Source organism: Paraliobacillus zengyii, assembly GCF_003268595.1.
Lineage (GTDB): Bacteria > Bacillota > Bacilli > Bacillales > Amphibacillaceae > Paraliobacillus_A > Paraliobacillus_A zengyii.
Genome location: NZ_CP029797.1, coordinates 2,612,566 through 2,634,785 on the forward strand (window position 1 = coordinate 2,612,566; position 22,220 = coordinate 2,634,785).

General features: G+C 39.3%; 12 protein-coding genes, 2 rRNA genes, 1 pseudogene and 1 other annotated feature. Of the genes and pseudogenes, 5 read left to right on the plus strand and 10 right to left on the minus strand.

Annotated features, from left to right (window positions below; translation table 11 throughout):
• Nucleotides 1-147: 147 nt before the first annotated feature.
• The 6 genes from DM447_RS13305 to DM447_RS13330 form a co-directional block, all read right to left on the minus strand.
• Nucleotides 148-3,094, minus strand: a 23S ribosomal RNA gene (locus DM447_RS13305).
• Between the two features lie 356 nt (nucleotides 3,095-3,450).
• Nucleotides 3,451-5,018 (minus strand): 16S ribosomal RNA (locus DM447_RS13310).
• The 16S and 23S rRNA genes sit together here, the layout of an rRNA operon.
• A 330-nt stretch (nucleotides 5,019-5,348) precedes the next feature.
• The gene (gene leuS, locus DM447_RS13315) at nucleotides 5,349-7,769 is read right to left on the minus strand and encodes a leucine--tRNA ligase (RefSeq protein WP_112181685.1); all 2,421 of its coding nucleotides are present in this window, start codon (nucleotides 7,767-7,769) and stop codon (nucleotides 5,349-5,351) included.
• An 82-nt stretch (nucleotides 7,770-7,851) separates the two neighbouring features.
• Nucleotides 7,852-8,080: a binding site (T-box leader), on the minus strand.
• Between the two features lie 87 nt (nucleotides 8,081-8,167).
• Nucleotides 8,168-9,817 (minus strand): methyl-accepting chemotaxis protein, encoded by a 1,650-nt coding sequence (locus tag DM447_RS13320; protein ID WP_112181686.1) that lies wholly within the window; start codon nucleotides 9,815-9,817, stop codon nucleotides 8,168-8,170.
• 10 nt (nucleotides 9,818-9,827) lie between these two features.
• Nucleotides 9,828-10,799, minus strand: a complete 972-nt coding sequence (locus DM447_RS13325) for a BMP family lipoprotein (RefSeq protein ID WP_232824334.1) — start codon at nucleotides 10,797-10,799, stop codon at nucleotides 9,828-9,830.
• 92 nt (nucleotides 10,800-10,891) lie between these two features.
• On the minus strand, nucleotides 10,892-11,167 hold the full coding sequence (locus DM447_RS13330) for a DUF2524 family protein (protein WP_112181687.1): 276 nt from the start codon (nucleotides 11,165-11,167) through the stop codon (nucleotides 10,892-10,894).
• A gap of 138 nt (nucleotides 11,168-11,305) precedes the next feature.
• Here DM447_RS13330 and mnmL point away from each other — a divergent pair, with 138 nt between their 5' ends.
• Together mnmL and mnmM are read left to right on the plus strand one after the other, a co-directional pair.
• Nucleotides 11,306-12,265: a tRNA modification radical SAM protein MnmL/YtqA gene (gene mnmL, locus DM447_RS13335; protein WP_112181688.1), complete on the plus strand. Its 960-nt coding sequence runs from the start codon at nucleotides 11,306-11,308 to the stop codon at nucleotides 12,263-12,265.
• Entirely contained in the window at nucleotides 12,262-12,843 is a 582-nt protein-coding gene (gene mnmM, locus DM447_RS13340; protein WP_112181689.1) for a tRNA 5-(aminomethyl)-2-thiouridylate-methyltransferase MnmM, read from the plus strand. The genes mnmL and mnmM overlap by 4 nt, the downstream gene beginning before the upstream one ends.
• A gap of 2 nt (nucleotides 12,844-12,845) precedes the next feature.
• On the opposite strand, the gene DM447_RS13345 is transcribed toward mnmM, so the two are convergent.
• Nucleotides 12,846-13,925 carry a tetraprenyl-beta-curcumene synthase family protein gene (locus DM447_RS13345; protein WP_112181690.1) on the minus strand — a complete coding sequence of 360 codons (1,080 nt, stop codon included), beginning with the start codon at nucleotides 13,923-13,925 and terminating at the stop codon, nucleotides 12,846-12,848.
• A 648-nt stretch (nucleotides 13,926-14,573) separates the two neighbouring features.
• Between DM447_RS13345 and DM447_RS13350 the strand changes: the two genes are divergently transcribed.
• Entirely contained in the window at nucleotides 14,574-15,446 is an 873-nt protein-coding gene (locus tag DM447_RS13350; RefSeq protein WP_112181691.1) for a C39 family peptidase, read from the plus strand.
• Here DM447_RS13350 and asnB read toward each other — a convergent pair.
• Entirely contained in the window at nucleotides 15,430-17,346 is a 1,917-nt protein-coding gene (gene asnB / locus DM447_RS13355) for an asparagine synthase (glutamine-hydrolyzing) (protein ID WP_112181692.1), read from the minus strand. The genes DM447_RS13350 and asnB overlap by 17 nt on opposite strands.
• A 243-nt stretch (nucleotides 17,347-17,589) precedes the next feature.
• Here asnB and DM447_RS13360 point away from each other — a divergent pair.
• Nucleotides 17,590-19,304, plus strand: a pseudogene (locus DM447_RS13360) (IS1182 family transposase).
• Here the strand turns inward: DM447_RS13360 and metK are convergent.
• Together metK and DM447_RS13370 are read right to left on the minus strand one after the other, a co-directional pair.
• On the minus strand, nucleotides 19,278-20,480 hold the full coding sequence (metK, locus tag DM447_RS13365; RefSeq protein ID WP_112181693.1) for a methionine adenosyltransferase: 1,203 nt from the start codon (nucleotides 20,478-20,480) through the stop codon (nucleotides 19,278-19,280). The pseudogene DM447_RS13360 and the gene metK sit on opposite strands and share 27 nt — an antisense overlap.
• Nucleotides 20,481-20,707: 227 nt before the next feature.
• On the minus strand, nucleotides 20,708-21,088 hold the full coding sequence (locus DM447_RS13370) for a thiol-disulfide oxidoreductase DCC family protein (protein ID WP_162632654.1): 381 nt from the start codon (nucleotides 21,086-21,088) through the stop codon (nucleotides 20,708-20,710).
• 138 nt (nucleotides 21,089-21,226) lie between these two features.
• Between DM447_RS13370 and DM447_RS13375 the strand changes: the two genes are divergently transcribed.
• Nucleotides 21,227-22,216, plus strand: a complete 990-nt coding sequence (locus DM447_RS13375; protein WP_112181695.1) for an ABC transporter substrate-binding protein — start codon at nucleotides 21,227-21,229, stop codon at nucleotides 22,214-22,216.
• The last annotated feature ends 4 nt before the right edge of the window (nucleotides 22,217-22,220 follow it).

The window sequence follows — 22,220 nt, forward strand, 5'->3', positions numbered from 1 at the left end:
CAGCTCCAGCGTCCAGCAACTGGGTGGCTTCATCAATTTCCCTACGATAAGTCATCATCGATTCACTTACGTTCATCGTGATTCCTTTATCTCAGTCAATTCATTCCATCCACTGCGTTGCTAAACGGACGCTTACGCTTCTTTTTTATAGTTAAGTCCTCGATCTATTAGTATTCGTCAGCTACACGTGTCACCACGCTTCCACCTCGAACCTATCAACCTCATCGTCTCTGAGGGATCTTACTCTAAAAAGATGAGAAGTCTCATCTTGAGGGGGGCTTCATGCTTAGATGCTTTCAGCACTTATCCCTTCCACACGTAGCTACCCAGCGATGCTCTTGGCAGAACAACTGGTACACCAGCGGTGTGTCCATCCCGGTCCTCTCGTACTAAGGACAGCTCCTCTCAAACTTCTTGCGCCCACGACGGATAGGGACCGAACTGTCTCACGACGTTCTGAACCCAGCTCGCGTACCGCTTTAATGGGCGAACAGCCCAACCCTTGGGACCGACTACAGCCCCAGGATGCGATGAGCCGACATCGAGGTGCCAAACCTCCCCGTCGATGTGGACTCTTGGGGGAGATAAGCCTGTTATCCCCGGGGTAGCTTTTATCCGTTGAGCGACGGCCCTTCCATACGGTACCGCCGGATCACTAAGCCCGACTTTCGTCCCTGCTCGACTTGTAGGTCTCGCAGTCAAGCTCCCTTCTGCCTTTACACTCTTCGAATGATTTCCAACCATTCTGAGGGAACCTTTGGGCGCCTCCGTTACTCTTTAGGAGGCGACCGCCCCAGTCAAACTGCCCACCTGACACTGTCTCCGAACCGGATCACGGTTCTGGGTTAGAAGGTCAACACAGCCAGGGTGGTATCCCACGGGCGCCTCGACGTAAGCTAGCGCTCACGCTTCAACGGCTCCCACCTATCCTGTACAAGCTGTGCCGACATTCAATATCAGGCTACAGTAAAGCTCCACGGGGTCTTTCCGTCCTGTCGCGGGTAATGCGCATCTTCACGCATCGTATAATTTCACCGGGTCTCTCGTTGAGACAGTGCCCAAGTCGTTGCACCTTTCGTGCGGGTCGGAACTTACCCGACAAGGAATTTCGCTACCTTAGGACCGTTATAGTTACGGCCGCCGTTTACTGGGGCTTCGGTTCAGCGCTTCGCCCGAAAGCTAACGCATCCCCTTAACCTTCCAGCACCGGGCAGGTGTCAGCCCCTATACTTCGCCTTACGGCTTCGCAGAGACCTGTGTTTTTGCTAAACAGTCGCTTGGGCCTTTTCACTGCGGCTTCTCGTAAAAGAAGCACCCCTTCTCCCGAAGTTACGGGGTCATTTTGCCGAGTTCCTTAACGAGAGTTCTCCCGATCACCTTAGAATTCTCTTCTCGCCTACCTGTGTCGGTTTACGGTACGGGCACCTCTTTCCTCACTAGAGGCTTTTCTTGGCAGTGTGAAATCCGGAACTTCGGTACTTAAGTTCCCTCCCCATCACAGCTCAACCTTACATTGGACGGATTTACCTATCCAACAGCCTCACTGCTTGGGCGCGCATAACCAGCAGCGCGCTTTCCATATCCTACTGCGTCCCCCCGTTGTTCAAACGGAAAGGAGGTGGTACAGGAATATCAACCTGTTGTCCATCGCCTACGCCTTTCGGCCTCGGCTTAGGTCCCGACTAACCCTGAGCGGACGAGCCTTCCTCAGGAAACCTTGGGCTTTCGGTGAAGAAGATTCTCACTTCTTTTTCGCTACTCATACCGGCATTCTCACTTCTAAGCGCTCCACCAGTCCTCACGGTCTGACTTCGCTGCACTTAGAACGCTCTCCTACCAATCCAAGAAGTGCAATACTTCTTGGAATCCGTAGCTTCGGTGATACGTTTAGCCCCGGTACATTTTCGGCGCAGCGTCACTCGACCAGTGAGCTATTACGCACTCTTTAAATGATGGCTGCTTCTGAGCCAACATCCTGGTTGTCTATGCAACGCCACATCCTTTTCCACTTAACGTATACTTTGGGACCTTAGCTGACGGTCTGGGCTGTTTCCCTTTCGACTATGAACCTTATCACCCATAGTCTGACTCCCAAGGCAATATGATTGGCATTCGGAGTTTGACTGAATTCGGTAACCCGGTAAGGGCCCCTAGTCCAATCAGTGCTCTACCTCCAACATACGTTCCTTGAGGCTAGCCCTAAAGCTATTTCGGAGAGAACCAGCTATCTCCGTGTTCGATTGGCATTTCACCCCTACCCACACCTCATCCCCGCATTTTTCAACATGCGTGGGTTCGGGCCTCCAGTCAGTGTTACCTGACCTTCACCCTGGACATGGGTAGATCACACGGTTTCGGGTCTACGACCCTTTACTATCACGCCCTATTCAGACTCGCTTTCGCTGTGGCTCCACCTGTGCGGCTTAACCTTGCAAAGAATCGTAACTCGCCGGTCCATTCTACAAAAGGTACGCCGTCACTCATTCTTTTTCCCGAAGGAAAATATCGAGCTTCGACTACTTGTAGGCACACGGTTTCAGGATCTCTTTCACTCCCCTTCCGGGGTGCTTTTCACCTTTCCCTCACGGTACTGGTACACTATCGGTCACTAGGGAGTATTTAGCCTTGGGAGATGGTCCTCCCGGATTCCGACGGAATTTCTCGTGTTCCGCCGTACTCAGGATCCACGCTGGAGGAAACGTCCTTTTCATTACAGGGCTCTTACCTTCTTCGGCTGATCGTTCCAGATCGATTCATGTAAAACGTCTCTTTGTAACTCCGTATAGCGTGTCCTACAACCCCAAAAAGCAAGCTTTTTGGTTTGGGCTGATTCCGTTTCGCTCGCCGCTACTCAGGAAATCGCATTTGCTTTCTCTTCCTCCGGGTACTAAGATGTTTCAGTTCCCCGGGTCTGCCTCACTTTACCTATGTATTCAGTAAAGTGTCCTACTCCATTACGAGCAGGGGGTTCCCCCATTCGGAAATTCCTGGATCAATGCCTACGTACGGCTCCCCAAGACATATCGGTGTTTGTCCCGTCCTTCTTCGGCTCCTAGTGCCAAGGCATCCACCGTGCGCCCTTTCTTACTTAACTATATTAGTTAATAAAAGCGTTTGGTTCTTCTTACTTTGATATGATGTCTTGTCATATGTTAGGCTCACGTTCTGTTTTGTACTGAAAGTACAATCCTTCTCGCTTCCTAACTTCTTATCTAGTTTTCAAGGTACATAAAATGAAAGATACTTGATCTCTCAAAACTGAACCAAACAACACAGTATGTTTTCCTATATGTCCAGCTTCTAGCACGCAACGACTAGTAAACTTCCTTCTCCTCCGTACGATAAGGCAACATCAACTCACTTTCGTTCGTTGTGTTTTCTTTATCTCCTTCGGTTCAGTCCAGTTCATACGTCGTTAAACGCGTGCTTACGCTTTTCATTTATCCTTAGAAAGGAGGTGATCCAGCCGCACCTTCCGATACGGCTACCTTGTTACGACTTCACCCCAATCATTGGCCCCACCTTCGGCGGCTGGTTCCTGTAAAGGTTACCTCACCGACTTCGGGTGTTGCTAACTCTCGTGGTGTGACGGGCGGTGTGTACAAGACCCGGGAACGTATTCACCGCGGCATGCTGATCCGCGATTACTAGCGATTCCGGCTTCATGTAGGCGAGTTGCAGCCTACAATCCGAACTGAGAATGGTTTTATGGGATTTGCTTCACCTCGCGGCTTCGCTGCCCTTTGTACCATCCATTGTAGCACGTGTGTAGCCCAGGTCATAAGGGGCATGATGATTTGACGTCATCCCCACCTTCCTCCGGTTTATCACCGGCAGTCACTTTAGAGTGCCCAACTAAATGCTGGCAACTAAAATCAAGGGTTGCGCTCGTTGCGGGACTTAACCCAACATCTCACGACACGAGCTGACGACAACCATGCACCACCTGTCACGCTGTCCCCGAAGGGAACGCCCTATCTCTAGGGTTATCAGCGGATGTCAAGACCTGGTAAGGTTCTTCGCGTTGCTTCGAATTAAACCACATGCTCCACCGCTTGTGCGGGTCCCCGTCAATTCTTTTGAGTTTCAGCCTTGCGGCCGTACTCCCCAGGCGGAGTGCTTAATGCGTTAGCTGCAGCACTAAGGGGCGGAAACCCCCTAACACCTAGCACTCATCGTTTACGGCGTGGACTACCAGGGTATCTAATCCTGTTTGCTCCCCACGCTTTCGCGCCTCAGCGTCAGTTACAGACCAGAGAGTCGCCTTCGCCACTGGTGTTCCTCCACATATCTACGCATTTCACCGCTACACGTGGAATTCCACTCTCCTCTTCTGTACTCAAGTTCCCCAGTTTCCAATGACCGCTTGTGGTTGAGCCACAAGATTTCACATCAGACTTAAAGAACCGCCTGCGCGCGCTTTACGCCCAATAATTCCGGACAACGCTTGCCCCCTACGTATTACCGCGGCTGCTGGCACGTAGTTAGCCGGGGCTTCCTCGTTAGGTACCGTCAAGGTACCGTCCTGTTAGAACGGTACTTGTTCTTCCCTAACAACAGAACTTTACGATCCGAAAACCTTCATCGTTCACGCGGCGTTGCTCCGTCAGACTTTCGTCCATTGCGGAAGATTCCCTACTGCTGCCTCCCGTAGGAGTCTGGGCCGTGTCTCAGTCCCAGTGTGGCCGATCACCCTCTCAGGTCGGCTACGCATCGTCGCCTTGGTAGGCCATTACCCTACCAACTAGCTAATGCGCCGCGGGCCCATCTGTAAGTGACAGCTCAAAGAGCCACCTTTCAACTTCCCTTTAGGTAAAGAAAAGTGTTATCCGGTATTAGCCCCGGTTTCCCGGAGTTATCCCAGTCTTACAGGCAGGTTGCCCACGTGTTACTCACCCGTCCGCCGCTCAATCCATAAGTTTCACCCCGAAGGGATTCACTTATTTCATGCGCTCGACTTGCATGTATTAGGCACGCCGCCAGCGTTCGTCCTGAGCCAAGATCAAACTCTCCATAAAATGCGAGCTTGCTGCTCAAATACTTAACTAGCTTGTTGTTTCTACTTACTTAACATACTGTGTGTTTCGTTCAGTTTTCAAAGATCAATTAAATTGCCCAGTTCTTTGCGACAACAACTAAATATTATCATCAATACTGCCGTTTGTCAATAACCATTTATTGCTAAAAATTAATATAAATGAACTGTGACAGCGAGATTAATAATACAGGTTAAACACAAAAAAGTCAACAGTAATATTAAACAACATAAAAAGGTATTTGAATGGCTCATACGCACATTCAAATACCTCTCTCATAAATACTCTAGTTAGAACTAGCTACAAGAACTTTTAATTAGCTACAATATTAACAAGTTTGCCAGGTACAGCAATAACTTTTCGAACTGTAACACCTTCTAAACGCTCTTGAATAGATTCATTAGCCAAAGCTTTCTTTTCTAGTTCTTCTTTCGTTGCATCTTTATCAATAAACATTTTTGCTCTTACCTTACCCATTATTTGAATAACAATTTCTACTTCGCTCTCTACAAGTTTAGATTCATCAAATGCTGGCCACGATTGATAAGCAATTGATTCTTCATTACCCAGTTTACTCCATAGCTCTTCTGCTAAGTGTGGTGCTACTGGTGATAACAACTTAACAAAGCCTTCTGCATAATTCTTTTGAATTTCTTCGGCTTTGTATGCTTCATTAATGAATACCATCATTTGTGAGATTCCTGTGTTATATCGAAGATCCTCAAAATTCTCTGTGACCTTTTTGACCGTTTCATGATAAACCTTTTCAAGTGAATCATTTTTTACATTTTCTATTATTTTATTAGATAATGTAGTTTCTTCGTCTGCAATAAACAAACGCCAAACGCGATCTAAGAAACGACGCGAACCTTCTAAACCATTAGTTGACCAAGCAATTGAGGCATCTAATGGCCCCATAAACATTTCGTACAGGCGAAGCGTATCTGCTCCATGACTTTCTATAATATCATCAGGGTTTACGACATTACCTTTTGATTTACTCATCTTTTCATTATTATCACCAAGGATCATTCCTTGATTATATAATTTCATAAATGGCTCTTTTGTTGGTACGACACCAATATCATAAAGGAATTTATGCCAAAAGCGAGCATATAACAGATGTAAAACTGCGTGTTCGGCACCACCAATATAAACATCAACTGGCAACCATTTTTTCAGCGTGTCAAAATCCGCCAGTTTCTCTGTGTTATCTGGATCAATAAAGCGTAAGAAATACCAGCAACTACCTGCCCATTGGGGCATCGTATTCGTTTCACGACGACCTTTCATTCCTGTTTCTAGATCTTCAACATGTACCCAATCAGCAATGTTTGCTAATGGTGACTCACCTGTTCCTGAAGGCTTTATTTCTGTTGTCTTTGGAAGTACTAGAGGTAATTCTTCTTCAGGTACACCAGTGGTCGTACCATCTTCCCAATGAATAATCGGAATCGGTTCACCCCAATAACGTTGTCGACTAAATAACCAATCACGTAGGCGATACGTTACTTTTTTCTCACCTTTTTTGTTATCTTCAAGCCATTCAATTGCTTTCGTTATACCATCTACTTTGTTTAAACCATTAAGAAAATCCGAATTAATATGTGGACCATCTCCAACAAATGCTTCTTCTTGAACATTTCCACCTTCGACAACTGGGACAATCGATAAATCAAATTTAACAGCAAACTCATAGTCACGTTCATCATGTGCAGGCACGGCCATAATTGCACCAAATCCGTATGTCATTAACACATAATCCGCGACCCAAATCGGGAGTCTTTTTCCGTTAATTGGATTAATCGCATAAGCACCAGTAAATACACCTGTTTTATCTTTTGCCAAATCTGTACGTTCTAAATCACTTTTCAATTTAACTTGATTTATATAGCTATCGACTGCAGATTTTTGCTCAGTAGATACAATTTTATTTACTAATGGATGTTCCGGCGCTAAAACGGCATAAGTTGCACCAAATAATGTATCTGGTCTCGTTGTAAAGACATTAAATTCCTCTTCGAAATCAGCGATACTAAAAGTAACTTCAGCACCCTCTGACCTTCCGATCCAATTTCGTTGCATGTCTTTAATACTCTCTGGCCAATCTAACTCTTCTAAATCTTCTAGTAGGCGATCAGCATAAGCAGTTATTTTTAACATCCATTGTTTCATCGGCTTACGTTCTACTGGATGTCCACCACGTTCACTTTTCCCGTCAACTATTTCTTCATTTGCAAGTACTGTTCCAAGTGCAGGACACCAGTTAACTGCTACTTCATCAACGTAAGCTAGGCCCTTATTAAATAACTGTAAAAAGATCCATTGTGTCCATTTATAATAATTTGGATCTGTCGTGTTAATTTCTCGTTCCCAATCGTATGAAAAACCTAACTCTTGGATTTGACGACGAAAAGTATCTATATTATGTTTCGTGAATTCAGCTGGATCATTTCCCGTGTCTAATGCATACTGTTCAGCTGGTAACCCAAATGCGTCCCAACCCATTGGATGTAGCACTTCAAACCCTTGCATCCGCTTCATTCTAGCTATAATATCTGTTGCCGTATAACCTTCTGGATGCCCTACATGTAAACCAGCACCTGAGGGATATGGAAACATATCCAACACATAAAATTTTTCTTTATCTGTTTTAGTGTTAGTTTTAAACGTTTTATTATCTAACCAGTAATTTCGCCATTTTGTTTCTACTACTTTATGGTCAAATGTCATCTTCCACCTTACCTCCTCTTTCTTTTTACAAAAACCTATGTAAGAACCTATGTTCTGTCGTATAGAAAAACTCTCATCCCAAAACTAGGACGAGAGTTTATTTCCCGCGGTACCACCCAAGATTAACGTTTACTTCTATAACTAGTAAAACGTCCACTTTACTTCTTTAACGCAGAGTACGGCAGCAACTACTCTATTTCATTACTGCAACATCCAAGGTGAGTTCATGAAGGACAAGAATAACTTTCACCAACCGTTATCTCTCTTTCACTTGTTTTCCCTTCATTACTAGCCCTTATCATTGTCATTCTACTTATTGTATTCGTATTTTAAAAAAACCGTTACAATTTGTCAAGTTTTCCTATACTCACACTGATCATACTAATATATAAAAACTATTATAACGTAAATTCTTCAACAGTTCCATTTAATTCATCAGTTAACGCACGTAATTCTGTTACTTTTTCAACAACATTCCTGAAAGCGCCTAACTGTTCTTGTGTAGAAGCAGCTATTTCTTCATTTCCAGAAGCTGTTTGTTCTACTACTGCACTTATACTTTCCACATTTTCCAGGACATTACTTCCTAATCCTTTTGAGTGTTCAATTCCTTTGAGTAATTCCTTTAATTTATCAGTAATAGCTTTTACCTTTTCATCAATCGCACTAAATGACGTATTTGTTGTTTCCATTGATACTTTTTCCTTTTCAGCGATTGAAACACCCTGATCAACAGCTGTAGTAATGTCTCCAATTCCGGTTTCAATTGAGGTTACCATGTCAAATATTTGCGTCGTCGCAACCGTTGTTTCTTCTGCTAATTTTCGAACTTCATCGGCAACAACGGCAAATCCTTTACCAGCCTCTCCTGCACGTGATGCCTCGATTGCAGCATTAAGCGCCAGTAAATTTGTTTGTTTTGCTATCTCAGATACGGTGTTTGCCATCGATTCTATTTTTTTCGTAGAATCAATAAAGGACTGTGTGGCAGCTTGAATGTTTTCAGTTGTTTTTGCGTTAGCTTCTATTAATTCACGTTGCTCATTAATAGCTTCTAATCCAGCTCTAACTGCGTCCATCGCTTCCTTTCCGAAATGAACAGATTGCTCTGTATATTGAACATTAGTAGTAAAAGCACTATCCATTTGTTCTACTTTAGTAACTGCATCCTGTAAATCTGATGAAATTGTTTGTGTTCCCTGCGCTAATTCATCGGTTGATGCTGCTACTTGTTGATTGATTTCTGTTACAGTTCCATTCTCTTTTTCAATGTCTATCGCAAATCCTTCCACCTTTTTACTGACTGTTCCGATTGAAGATAGTAGTGTACGAATTTGTTCAATCATTTGTGTGAATGATTGATTTAATCTCCCTAGTTCATCTGACTTTTCGTAGCGAATAGCTTCAATTGCTAAATTACCTTGTGCTACTTCATTTGCATTCTCTGCTAGACGTTTGAGGGTTTTCGTAATTGGCCCTGTTATACGATTTGATACAATTAATGCAATCACAAGTAAGATAATAACACTAATTACTGAAGCAATAATGATAAATTGCACTTTTTGTTCTAAGCTAACTAGTGAATTTTGATAATCCTCTTCTGCATTTAGTTGTAGCATGTAAACATCATTTTCAATCCCCGCTAGTCGCGCTGCTTGTTTATCAGCTGTGTTACTTTCTCTGGCTGTTAAAGCCTCAATTGTTGGTGTTTTCCATCTTTCAAATTTATCGGTTATTTTATTTATATATTCTTGAATTTGGTCATCAATTGCAAGTTCATTTAATTGCTCGATTAATCTTTCACTTTCTTCTATTGTGTAAGTAGTTTCTTGTGCTAAAGCATTCGAACGTGTTGTTGAGAAACTATTTAGATTCTGTTGTGTTGAATGAATTTCTGATTTAAATCTCTCAATAGTAACCAATGCATCAACTTGATTTTCATTTGAAGATTGTATTTGTAACATATTTATAATGATAAACGCTATAATAGCTGTTGCTAAGACAACTGTTGTCATTGTATTAATCAGTAATTTCTTCTTAATCGACATAATACCCCTCCTATTGCTGTGCTAACTCTTCTGTTGCTGATTCAATTTCTGCCTGTATGTTTTCTGGAAATTCAGCGATACGTAAAGGTGCTAGACCAACACCTTCATTACTAAGCCCGAATTCAAGTGTGCCTTGTTCGATTGTTTCTCCGTTTACTAATTGCTCTGCTAATTGATAAATTGCACGGTCAATATTTTTCATTACAGACGTTATGACTGAACCTTCCGCATGAAAGAATTGATCAGTATCCACTCCAACAGCGTAAACCTCTTGATTTTGTGCTTCTTTTAATACACCAACACCAGTAAAACCTGCTGCAGCAAAAAGGACATCCGCATCTTGATCAATCATTTCTTTTGCTAAACTTGCCCCTAGCTTATCATCACCATATGTACCAGCATAAGCTTTATCTATTACAATATCTGGATTGACTGATTTTGCACCAGCTTCAAATCCATTATAAAAGTTTTGAATTAACGGAACATCTTCTCCGCCTATAAAACCAATATGATCAGTTTCTGTTGTATGTGCAGACACGATACCTGCTAAATAACTAGCTTGGTCAACTTTAAATGTGACAGATGTTACATTTTCGAGTTCCGACACAGAATCAATTAAAATAAATTGTTGTTCTGGGTACTCCTCTGCAACTAATTCTAAATCCTCTTGTACCATGTATCCTAGTCCAATAATCAAATCATTATCTTGCGCTACTAACTCACGCAAACCTTGTTCATAAGTTTCTGTAGTTTCAATTTCACGGTAATCAAAAACGACACCTAACTCATCCCTTGCTTGAACTAAACCATTAAAAGCTAAATCACTAAATGATTGGTCACCTAACCCTACATCTGATAGCATAATTCCAATTTTTATTTTACCAGTACTCGCATCTGTTTCCTCTTGTTGTTGACATCCCAATAATACGATTAAACCAACTATTACCAGTGCTAACATACTAAAAAAATTCTTGTTGCGCATTACTTTTCCCCCTACACGATAAAATTTCGTACTAAGTTATATCGGTAGAAAACAAAAAAAATAAACCCTTTCTATGAGAAAGGGTTTATTTTTTAGTTGTGTAAATCATTCTCATCAAGAATCATATCGTTCCAATAATCTGTAACTTGGAGATGGATTCGATGTAATTGCTCTTTTTGTTGATGATTAGCACTTAACATCATTTTTTCAATCTCTGTATCCATATTCGATAGCTCTATTTGGGCTTCGGCATACTCATTGTCAATCCGATAACCATTTCGATTCGCCTTATCTAATTGCTGTTTTGCTTCTTCGAGTTTTTCTGCTGCTTTTGCTATTAAATCATCCATCGACTGTCTTGTTGCCATACCATCACCTCCTGATTATTGTGTTCGAAACACTATTAAATAATACAAAAGTTAGGACATGCCGTGACCCAAAATATCACTTCATGCTACAATAAGAAATGATATTCATTATTGTACCAACACAAAGGAGTTTTTATTTTGCAAAACCCGTTTCCCTATTCATTTGATCAGAAACGTTATCATGCATGGAATTATCATTTGAAAAACACTTTTGGTGAAAAGATATTTAAAGTGCCTCTTGATGGAGGATTTGATTGTCCAAATCGCGATGGTACTGTAGCGCATGGTGGATGTACATTTTGTTCTGCCGCTGGAAGTGGTGACTTCGCTGGAGATCGTGTAGATGATTTAGAAACACAATTTAATGAAATCAAGGAAAAGATGCACGATAAATGGAAAGACGCAAAATACTTAGGGTATTTCCAAGCCTATACTAATACCCACGCACCAGTAGAAGAACTACGTGAAAAGTTCGAAGTCATTTTAAAACAAGATGGTGTTGTCGGTCTATCTATCGCGACTCGTCCAGATTGTTTACCAGAAGATGTCGTCGAATATTTAGCTGAATTAAATGAACGTACCTATTTGTGGGTGGAATTAGGTATGCAAACTATTCATCAGAAAACATCTGACTTAATCAATCGTGCACATGATATGGAAGCTTATTTAGAGGGTGTTGCAAAATTACGTAAACATAACATTCGTATTTGTACCCATATTATTAATGGTTTACCTGGCGAAACGTATGAAATGATGCTAGAAACCGCAAAAGCTGTTAGTCAAATGGATGTGCAGGGCATTAAGATTCATCTGATGCACTTATTAAAGGGAACACCTATGGTGAAACAATATGAAAAAGGTCAACTTAAATTTTTGAATAGAGAAGATTATGTCAAGCTTGTTGTTGATCAGTTAGAAATGTTACCCGAAGAGATGATTATACATCGTATCACCGGAGACGGCCCCCCAGAATTATTGATTGGCCCGATGTGGAGTATGAATAAATGGGAAGTTTTAAACGCAATTGATGCCGAATTAGTAAAGCGAAACACTTGGCAAGGCAAATTCTATGACCAGCAAACCAAGGCGATCATATGATCAAACGCGTTTTATCATATGGACATGAATTAATTCGTCATGCAATTCAACCTGGAGAGAGCGTTGTGGATGCCACCTGCGGAAATGGTAATGACACAGTTATGCTCAGTCAAGCAACAGGACCAACTGGTCAGGTCTATGCTTTCGATATTCAGTCACAGGCGATTGCACAAACAAAGAAAAAATTAGAAAAAGATAAGATCTCAAATGTTACTTTAATTCATGATGGCCATGAACATGCAGACAACTATTTACCAAAAGAATTAGTAGGTAAGTTAGCTGGGGCAATTTTTAATCTTGGTTATTTACCTGGGAGTGACAAACAAGTCATCACAAAACCAACACATACTATTACAGCAATAGATAAACTAATTCATTATCTTAAACCTGAGGGAATCATTGTCTGTGTTGTGTATTATGGCCACGAGGGTGGTAATGATGAGAAGGACGCCTTACTAGATCATTTATCCAATTATGATCAAAAGTATTTTCAAGTATTACAATATGGATTTGTTAATCAAAAAAATAACCCTCCTTTTATTCTTGCCATCGAAAAAAAACAAACTGCACAGAAGTAGCGTCATACTTCTTGTGGTTTGTTTTTGAATCGATTATATACTTTTATATTTAAATGAAAAAAAGCTGATCTCATACCACTTGCCTGTAAAAGTAATTTAGTAATTTCTTTTCCGTTCTTCAGTTGTTTCACTTTAGGATCTGCTAAATACAACCCAACTAGACCATTGTGAATCATTTCGTGAAAATGGTGATGCGGTAATAACTGGACACTTTTATTTGTCTGACGAATGAAATATATTAAGCGATCTTTTAAATGCGACTCGTCTTCGTAGTAATTACAAAAGTTTAAGTCACCTTCCTCCAAATCTTCTTGTTGATCAATGTAATAATCCAACAAAATGTGTAGCCCCTGCATGAAAGGAAAATAGCTATCAAATATTTTTTTTGCTAATACTTCATCCATCTCTTCATTCATGGCATAAGAAACCATACAGAATATTCCTAATGTGGACCCACTTGAAGCTGAGAATTCATACCAACTTAATGATGGTGACATCTCCTTAAACGTTTTAAACCAGTTTTCTAACCTAGGAATACGTTCTTCTTTTTTGACATGTTTATGTACTTGTAAGTCGCTATATAGCTGTTCCAACTGTAAAAGGTAATCTTTCATGAGTGGATATTGTGGTAATACACGCAATGAATTCTGACATGTCTTTACTAAGTCAACTAGATAATCGTCATCGTTTTGATCTTCACGGTGACAATAGTAATTTTTCACTTCACTATCTGGTGTTAAAGCATCTGCCATTGCTTGATGTAACATGCGAAAATCAACTGGATCTAATGATGTACTGCGATCACATAAATTATCTAAGTAATCACTAATTGTTTGATAAGCAACAATAAAACGAACGGATTCATTCCAATTTGATCCTGCTAAAATGCTATAAACACTACCACCTTGACAATGGAACTTCTTAGCACTAATGCTTGCTAATGCTTGCTCACGTAATTCTGCATTAGGAATACGCTCCGCTCTTTCTTTCCAATATGTTAACTCCTCGTTTACCTTAGGAAAAATCTTTCTGAAGACCGAGCGCATTAAAAATGGTGCTGACCGCGGAATATGATAACCCATTTTGCCACTCCTCATTTCTTTATTTCTTAAACTCATTTCATAGTTACTTTTAAACATTGTAGTAGATAGAAATTGCGACGGAGTTAGACTGACTTTATTACCGCTTCGCTCCACAAGTAAAATGGGCTCGCTTTCCGTGGGCACGGCTTCAGCTAACTCGGATAAGCAAAGACCGCTTTCCGAGTGGATCTTCAGCCCGTGCTGTGCCCACAGAAAGGGAATCCATTTGCTTCCGTAGCGAGTATGTTACACAGTTGATGGAAACTGAAACTGCGACTTATTGAAGCTTTCTTACCTGCTATGTCACGTTTTCTTATGCACAGCTTCAACTCCCGCTGTTCCCGTTGGACAAGGAAAACTTCGACAGACAGCGATACATCGCACGAAACATCCAAGGCTAAGCTCCACCTAGCCATTAACTAGCAAAGCCTTTGCTGACGCAGCGGGTATCAAGCACGTTACGCCACAGTTTAGAGTTTTTCCGAAAAGCAACAATCTAAATTTCTTAGCTGCGTTTTTTACATTATATCATCAATTTTTACCCTATATTTTCAGTCTTAGACAAAATTCTTAATTTTTTTAAATATATTGATAAAGTTTGACGATACTAACAGTATACGTACGCTTTATTTGAAGGAGAAAATTATTATGCTGTTTGTTGTTCTTCTTATTATAAGTTTAAGTTTAACAGTATTGTTGGTCTATTATGCAAAACAAACACGTTCTCAGATTCACTTTTATGCTTTTCGAATTTATGGTATTTTATTCGGATTATGCAGTATTACACTTGTTTTTATGTTATTTAATACAAATAAACTCGAGCTAACTACTTGGTTAGAACTACATACCACTTCAAGAACCTACGCTCATGAAAAAGAAAGCTTGATTGTAGAGCCTATAGTAGAAAATGAGTTTAATCATGAAGCATTTCAAATCGAGGTGCCAGTCATAGGTCAATATCCACAGTTACCGCGCGGATGCGAAGTCACAAGCTTAGCAATGCTTTTAAACTATGCTGGTATTGATGTAGATAAAATGGAATTAGCGAATAAAATAAGAAAAGACTCAACACCATACAAAGAAACAAAACAACAGATTTATTTTGGTAACCCTAATCAAGGATTTGTTGGTGATATGTATGATTTGTCTAATCCTGGTTATGGCGTATATCATAAACCCATTGCGGATTTAGCAAAAACATATCTTAAAGACAGTGTTCATGATTTTAGTGGTTCATTGTTTGATCAAATTCTTTATTATATAAGTCAAGGACAGCCTGTTTGGGTCATTACAAATGCAACGTTTGAAAAATTAGCTCCTAATGCGTTTCAAAAATGGGAGACACCTCAAGGTCCTGTTACTATTACGATGCGAGAACATTCCGTTTTGGTTACTGGTTATGATCAAGAGTATATCTATTTTAATGATCCACTAAATGCAACAAAAAGAAAAGTATCCATTACCTCTTTTGAAGAAGCATGGATACAAATGGGAAGGCAAGCTATTACGATTCTACCGTAATAAGCTTGCTTTTATTTTTAGTACCTTCTTGAAATTTTTCTACGTCATACTTTCCTTCAACATAGATTTGGTGCCACAGCATAAAAATGAGTACAGTCCAAATTTTTCTACTATAATCCGCTTTTCCTAAACAATGATCTTCTAGTAACTGTAATACATAATCTTTCTTTAGTAGATGATCTGTTTGGCTATCTTTTATTAACGTTTTTGCCCAATCATTTAATTGATTTTTTAACCAATGACGAATTGGTACTGGGAATCCAAGCTTTTTGCGGTTTAATACATCATCAGGTACAAACCCTCTTGACGCAACGCGTAATATCTGTTTTGTTGTCCCATTTGCAATCTTAAGATCTACAGGTAGTTCGCTCGCCACTTTAAAAACTTCCTTATCTAGAAATGGTACGCGAAGTTCTAACGAATTTGCCATCGTCATCCGATCTGCTTTTAATAATATATCACCGCGCAACCAGGTTTGAATATCAATATATTGCATTTGATTAACAGGATCTTGTTCTCTTACATCATCATAAAAGGGTGCTGTTATTTGTTGATACGTACTATTTGGATTATAATTTTGTAACAATACACTTTTTTGATTATTTTCAAACATTTTTGCATTTCCTATATAGCGCTCTTCTAATGGTATTGTCCCTCTTTCCAAATAACTTTTCCCACGTACTCCTTCTGGTAATATACCTGCCAATTGATTTAATAATCGATTGATTGTATTAGGAAGATATTCAAAGCCTTTTAGTGCTTTTGGTTCCCTATAAATATTATATCCACCAAATAACTCATCGGCGCCCTCACCAGATAGAACAACCTTGACATGTTTACGTGCTTCTCTTGCAACAAAGTATAGCGGTACACATGCTGGATCTGCTAGTGGATCATCCATATGCCAAATAATTTTCGGTAAATTACTAACATATTCTTCAGGTGTAATCATGTATGAAATATTCTCTACATTTAGTTTATCTGCTGTTTCCTTTGCCAGATCAACTTCTGAATAACCTGCTTGTTCAAAACCAACTGAGAACGTTTTAATATTTGGATTGAATTGTTTAGCAATCCCAACTATTAGAGAAGAATCAATTCCACCAGATAAAAAGGATCCTACAGGAACGTCACTGCGCATATGCACACCAACTGAATCAATCATTGTATTCTGAATACGCTCAATCCATTCTGATCGTTCCATACTTACTGGTTGGAAATTAGCTTTCCAATAACAATAAGAACGCATTTGTTCATTTGGCTTTTTAATAAAATAATGCCCAGGTTCTACTTTATAAATATCTTTCGTCATCGATAAGGGCTCAGGCACAAATTGAAAACTAAGATAATGTTGCAAGGCTTCTGGATCGACTTCTTCCTGATCATTATAATACGTTAGGCTTTTCTTCTCTGAAGCAAAAAAGGTTCCTTCGTTTGTATTTGTATAATACAGTGGTTTAATTCCAAATGGATCCCTAACACCATATAATGTTTCTACTTGCTTATCCCAAATTAATAACGCAAACATACCCCTAAAGTACTGAAATGCTTCTTCACGATAAGTTGAAAACATTGCAATCACTACTTCTGTATCTGAATCTGTCTGAAAAGTATAGCCTTTTTCAATTAACTGATTACGTAGTTCTACATAATTATAAATTTCACCATTGTAGACCATACAATACCTATCATTATCGTAAGTAAAAGGTTGATGTCCATTATCAATATCAATAATGCTTAGACGACTAAAACCAAATGATATATAGTCATCATGGTAGTATCCTTCATCATCTGGACCTCTATGTTGTATTAAAGAATTAGCTTGATTAAAAAATTCTTTATTTTCTTCTACTGTTATACTTGTTCCATTATTTCGAACCATTCCGATAAATCCACACATATCGTTCCCTCTATTCTCCTATTTAATTGTATATATATAGTAGACGAGGTGATTTAGAATAGGTTACATTTTTTAAAAAATAAAAGAGGCTGGGACAAAACTCAGATAAACAATAAAAAGTTGCATCTTCCAACGGTAGTTGGAAGATGCAACTTTTTTATAAAATCGAAAATTTTAGTAAGTAAAAAAGGATACCTTCTGATAAAATTAAAGTACCACACAATAACAATCGGAGGTATCCTTATGTTTAAAGATTATAACATGAATCAAGTAATTTTGCCGTTAGATTTTGAAATGAAATTACAAAAAATGATATTGCCTATACGATCCATGACTTAGTAGAACAAATACCTGATAAAGCATTTTCTGTTTTCTTACATGAAACAGGTTGTCCTGCTTATCATCCACGCATGATGATGAAGGTTATTTTATGTGCTTACACGCAATCTGTTTTCTCTGGAAGAAAAATTGAATCATTACTGAAAGATAGTGTACGTATGATGTGGTTAGCGCAAGGTTATGAGCCAAGCTATCGAACGATTAATCGTTTTCGAGTCAATGAAGAAGTACAAGAACTGTTACGCCAATGTTTTGTACAATTTCGATGCCAACTGGTGAAAGAAGAGCTGATTGACCAGGAAGCGATCTTTATTGATGGCACCAAAATAGAAGCAAATGCCAATAAATTTACGTTTGTTTGGCGAAAAGCGATTGAAAAATACAGTGCGAATTTGGTGGAGAAATCAAATCAACTGTACGATGAATTATTGGCAAACGAAATTATTCCAGAAATAGAACGCGAAAGTACGGAAGAACTATCCACTAAAGAACTCGAAAAAGTAGTTGAGAAACTAGAGAAGACCGTTGAAGGATACGACAAACAGATCGAAGAAAGTAAAGATGTCAGCAAACGGAAGCAGCTTCGCTCTGCAAGGAAAACACCAAAAAAATACCGCAAACAGTTTAAAGATTACGTAGCACGCAAACAAAAATACGAAAAGGATAGGCTTATATTTGAAGCGCGCAATAGTTATTCAAAGACAGACCATGATGCCACCTTTATGCGCATGAAAGACGATTATATGAAGAATGGCCAATTAAAAGCAGGTTACAATGTACAAATTGCGACCGAAGGACAATATACACTCGCATATGACGTATTTCCCAATCCAACTGATGTACGCACATTCACTCCTTTTCTAGATAAAATCGAGGAAAGCTTCTTTGAACTTCCCACATATATCGTAGCTGATGCAGGGTATGGAAGTGAACAGAATTATGAAGATGTCCGCATTAATCGGGAGCGCATCCCGCTGATTACATACAATAGGTATCGAAAAGAGAAGACAAAGAAATATAAGCAAGACCCTTTTAACACAATGAACTGGGCGTATGATGAAGCGAGTGATTCTTTCCGTTGTCCAAATGATAAAAAAGTGGCTTTCCAGTATCTATCTAATCGAACAGGTAAAGATAACTTCACCCGATCCTTTAAAGTCTATGAATGTGAAGACTGTTCGGATTGTCCGTTGCGTTCCCACTGTACAAAAGCAAAGGAAGGAAATAATCGAAAAATTTATTATAATGAAAAATGGGAACAACAAAAAGCATACACAAAACAGCAGCTTTCAGAAAAAGAAACCGGTAAAATTTATGGCAAACGAAAAATAGATGTAGAACCAGTCTTCGGATTTTTGAAGGCTAATTTGCGTTTCACTCGTATGTCAGTAAGAGGCAAGAAGAAAGTGGAAAATGAATTAGGATTTGCATTCATGGCGGTGAACTTGAGAAAGTACACGGCTAAGCATGCGCATGGTCCAACAAATCCTGAAAATAATCCAACAAAAAAAGATTCCGACCATCTTCCTAAGATGATCGGAATCTTTTTCGTTATTTTGGCTAGTTATGTCCCAGCCTCTTTACATTTCTTATTATTTAATTTTTACATAGGATTGTAGTGCTTCTACTTTATCGGTTTTCTCCCAAGGAAACTCAATATCTGTTCGACCAAAATGTCCGTATGCTGCAGTGTCTCGATAAATAGGTCTGCGCAAATCAAGCATCTTTATGATACCTGCTGGACGTAAATCAAATAATGCTCGAACAGCTTCTACTAATTTTTCCTCGCTAACTTGTCCACTATTAAACGTATTAATAGCAATTGAAACTGGGTCTGCGACACCAATAGCATAAGCTAGCTGTACTTCACAAGCATCAGCAAGTTTTGCTGCTACAATGTTCTTTGCAACATAACGCGCTGCATATGCTGCAGAACGATCTACTTTTGTTGCATCTTTCCCACTAAATGCACCACCGCCATGACGGGCGTAACCACCGTATGTGTCCACGATAATCTTTCTACCTGTTAGCCCTGCATCACCCTGTGGTCCACCGATAACAAATCGACCAGTTGGATTAATAAAATACTTTGTGTCTTCATCTAATAATTCAACTGGTACGATTGGATTAATAACATGCTCTTTTAAATCAGCCTGAATTGTTTCCAATTCTATATCTGGATGATGTTGTGTTGAAATAACAATGGTGTCAATTCGTAATGGCTTATCTTGCTCATCATACTCTACTGTAACTTGTGTCTTGCCATCTGGACGTAAATAGTCAACAGTTTTATCTTTTCTTACATCTGCAAGACGTTTAGAAAGCTGATGTGCTAGAGCTATTGGTAAGGGCATCAATTCAGGTGTTTCATTATTGGCATAACCAAACATAAGACCTTGATCCCCTGCTCCAATAGATTCAAGCTCGTCATTCGTCATATTTCCTTCTCTTGCTTCTAGAGCTTGGTCAACTCCACCAGCAATGTCAGGTGATTGTTCATCAATTGCTGTTAGTACCGCACATGTTTCAGCATCAAAACCATATTTAGCTCTTGTATAACCAATTTCTTTTATTGTTTTACGTACAATTTGTGGAATGTCAACGTAAGTAGAGGTAGTTATTTCCCCCGCTACTAAGACTAAACCTGTTGTTACAATTGTTTCACACGCTACACGTGCATTTGGATCATGTGTTAAAATCTCATCAAGAATCGCATCAGAAATTTGATCACTTATTTTATCTGGGTGCCCTTCTGTTACTGATTCCGAGGTGAATAATCGACGATTTGCAGTCATTCTGCTAAATCTCCCCTTCCTAAATCACTTGCCCGACCATTTTTATGTCGAATAGATATATTTTACGTCTTCCTTTTTTGAACTGCAATAGTTATTTCAATTTTATAATTGCTAGATATCCATTATGAAGCCATTATAAATTTAATTTTGCTTTTTATTTAATGGAAGGTGCTCGAATGTTATCGTAACGGAACCAATAACAGTTGTCAATAAAACATTCTAAAATACTAGTGAATTCGACAGGTGCCATTTTCACATTTATTTTTAAATAAATGATAACGATTCTTAGCGACCCAACGATATAATGGATTTCCAATTAAATCTGCCTTTGGTAAATAGGCTAGTACTCCCAACAAAAATGTTAGAACACAACGAAGCAAAACAAAACGAACTGCATAAAAGCCTGTTAAAGTTTCACCATTTTTCTTTCTTAAATGAATCTCTCCTACTAATTCTTGTTTCTCTTCCTCCGATAGCTTGTTTGTTGCTTGATAGGACTGTAAAGATTTCCATTCAAAGACATTGAACCAGTCCAGTGCGGTTATGATCTTTTTACTTTGTTGACAGAGGTAACAAAATTGATCATATAAAATAATATTCTTAGCCACTTTTAGCCTCCTTATTTTACTTTTCCACTACTATACCATTATTAATCCTATTTTTTAAAAACTTATACTTATAGGCAGGCACACATTTTCCGCCCATGAATAAAGTAAAGAAAGACAAAATAAAAAGGGGATAAAATAATGAAAAAATGGCTTGTTTGTCTTATATTACTTTTATCACTAGCAGTATTTAGTGCCTGTTCAGATAATTCTTCGATTACAAAAATTAAGGTTGCAGAAGTTACACGTAGTATCTTTTATGCACCGCAATATGTTGCACTTGAAGAAGGGTTTTTCGAAGAAGAAGGACTAGACGTCGAATTACAAACAATTCCTGGTGGAGATAAAGTAATGACCTCCATTTTATCTGATAACTCAGATATCGGCCTTGTAGGATCAGAAACATCTATCTATGTAGGCGCCCAAGGTTCCGAAGATCCTATTATTAATTTTGCACAGTTAACACAAACAGATGGAACTTTTCTTGTAGCTAGAGAACCTAACGATGATTTTACGTTTGAAGATCTAAAGGATACTGATTTTTTAGGGCAACGAAAAGGCGGCATGCCACAAATGGTTGGAGAATACGTATTGAAACAGAATGAAATTGATCCACAGAATGATTTGAATTTAATTCAAAACATTGACTTTGCTAATATCGCTAGTTCTTTCCTATCTGGTACGGGTGATTACGTTCAACTATTTGAACCAATTGCTAGTCAATTCGTCCAAGATGGCAATGGTCATATTGTTGCATCTTTTGGTGAAGAATCTGGTCATGTCCCTTATACCGTATTCATGGCTAAGCAAAGTTTTCTAGAAGAGAATGAAGAAGCTGCAATTAAATTTGCTCGCGCAATATACAAAGCCCAACAATTTGTGCAAGAACATGAAGCCGAAGAAATTGCTGAAATAGTTCAACCATATTTTGAAGAAACCGACATCGCGTTATTAGTTTCTTCCGTAGAACGCTATAAAGCACAAGGTTCTTTTGCTGAAAATCCACTTTTAGATGAAGAAGAATGGAATAACTTAAAATCTATTATGGATGAAGCTGGTGAATTACCAGCAGATATTATGCATGATGAATTAGTAAACACGGAAATAGCCGAAGAGGTCATGAACGAATAAGGAG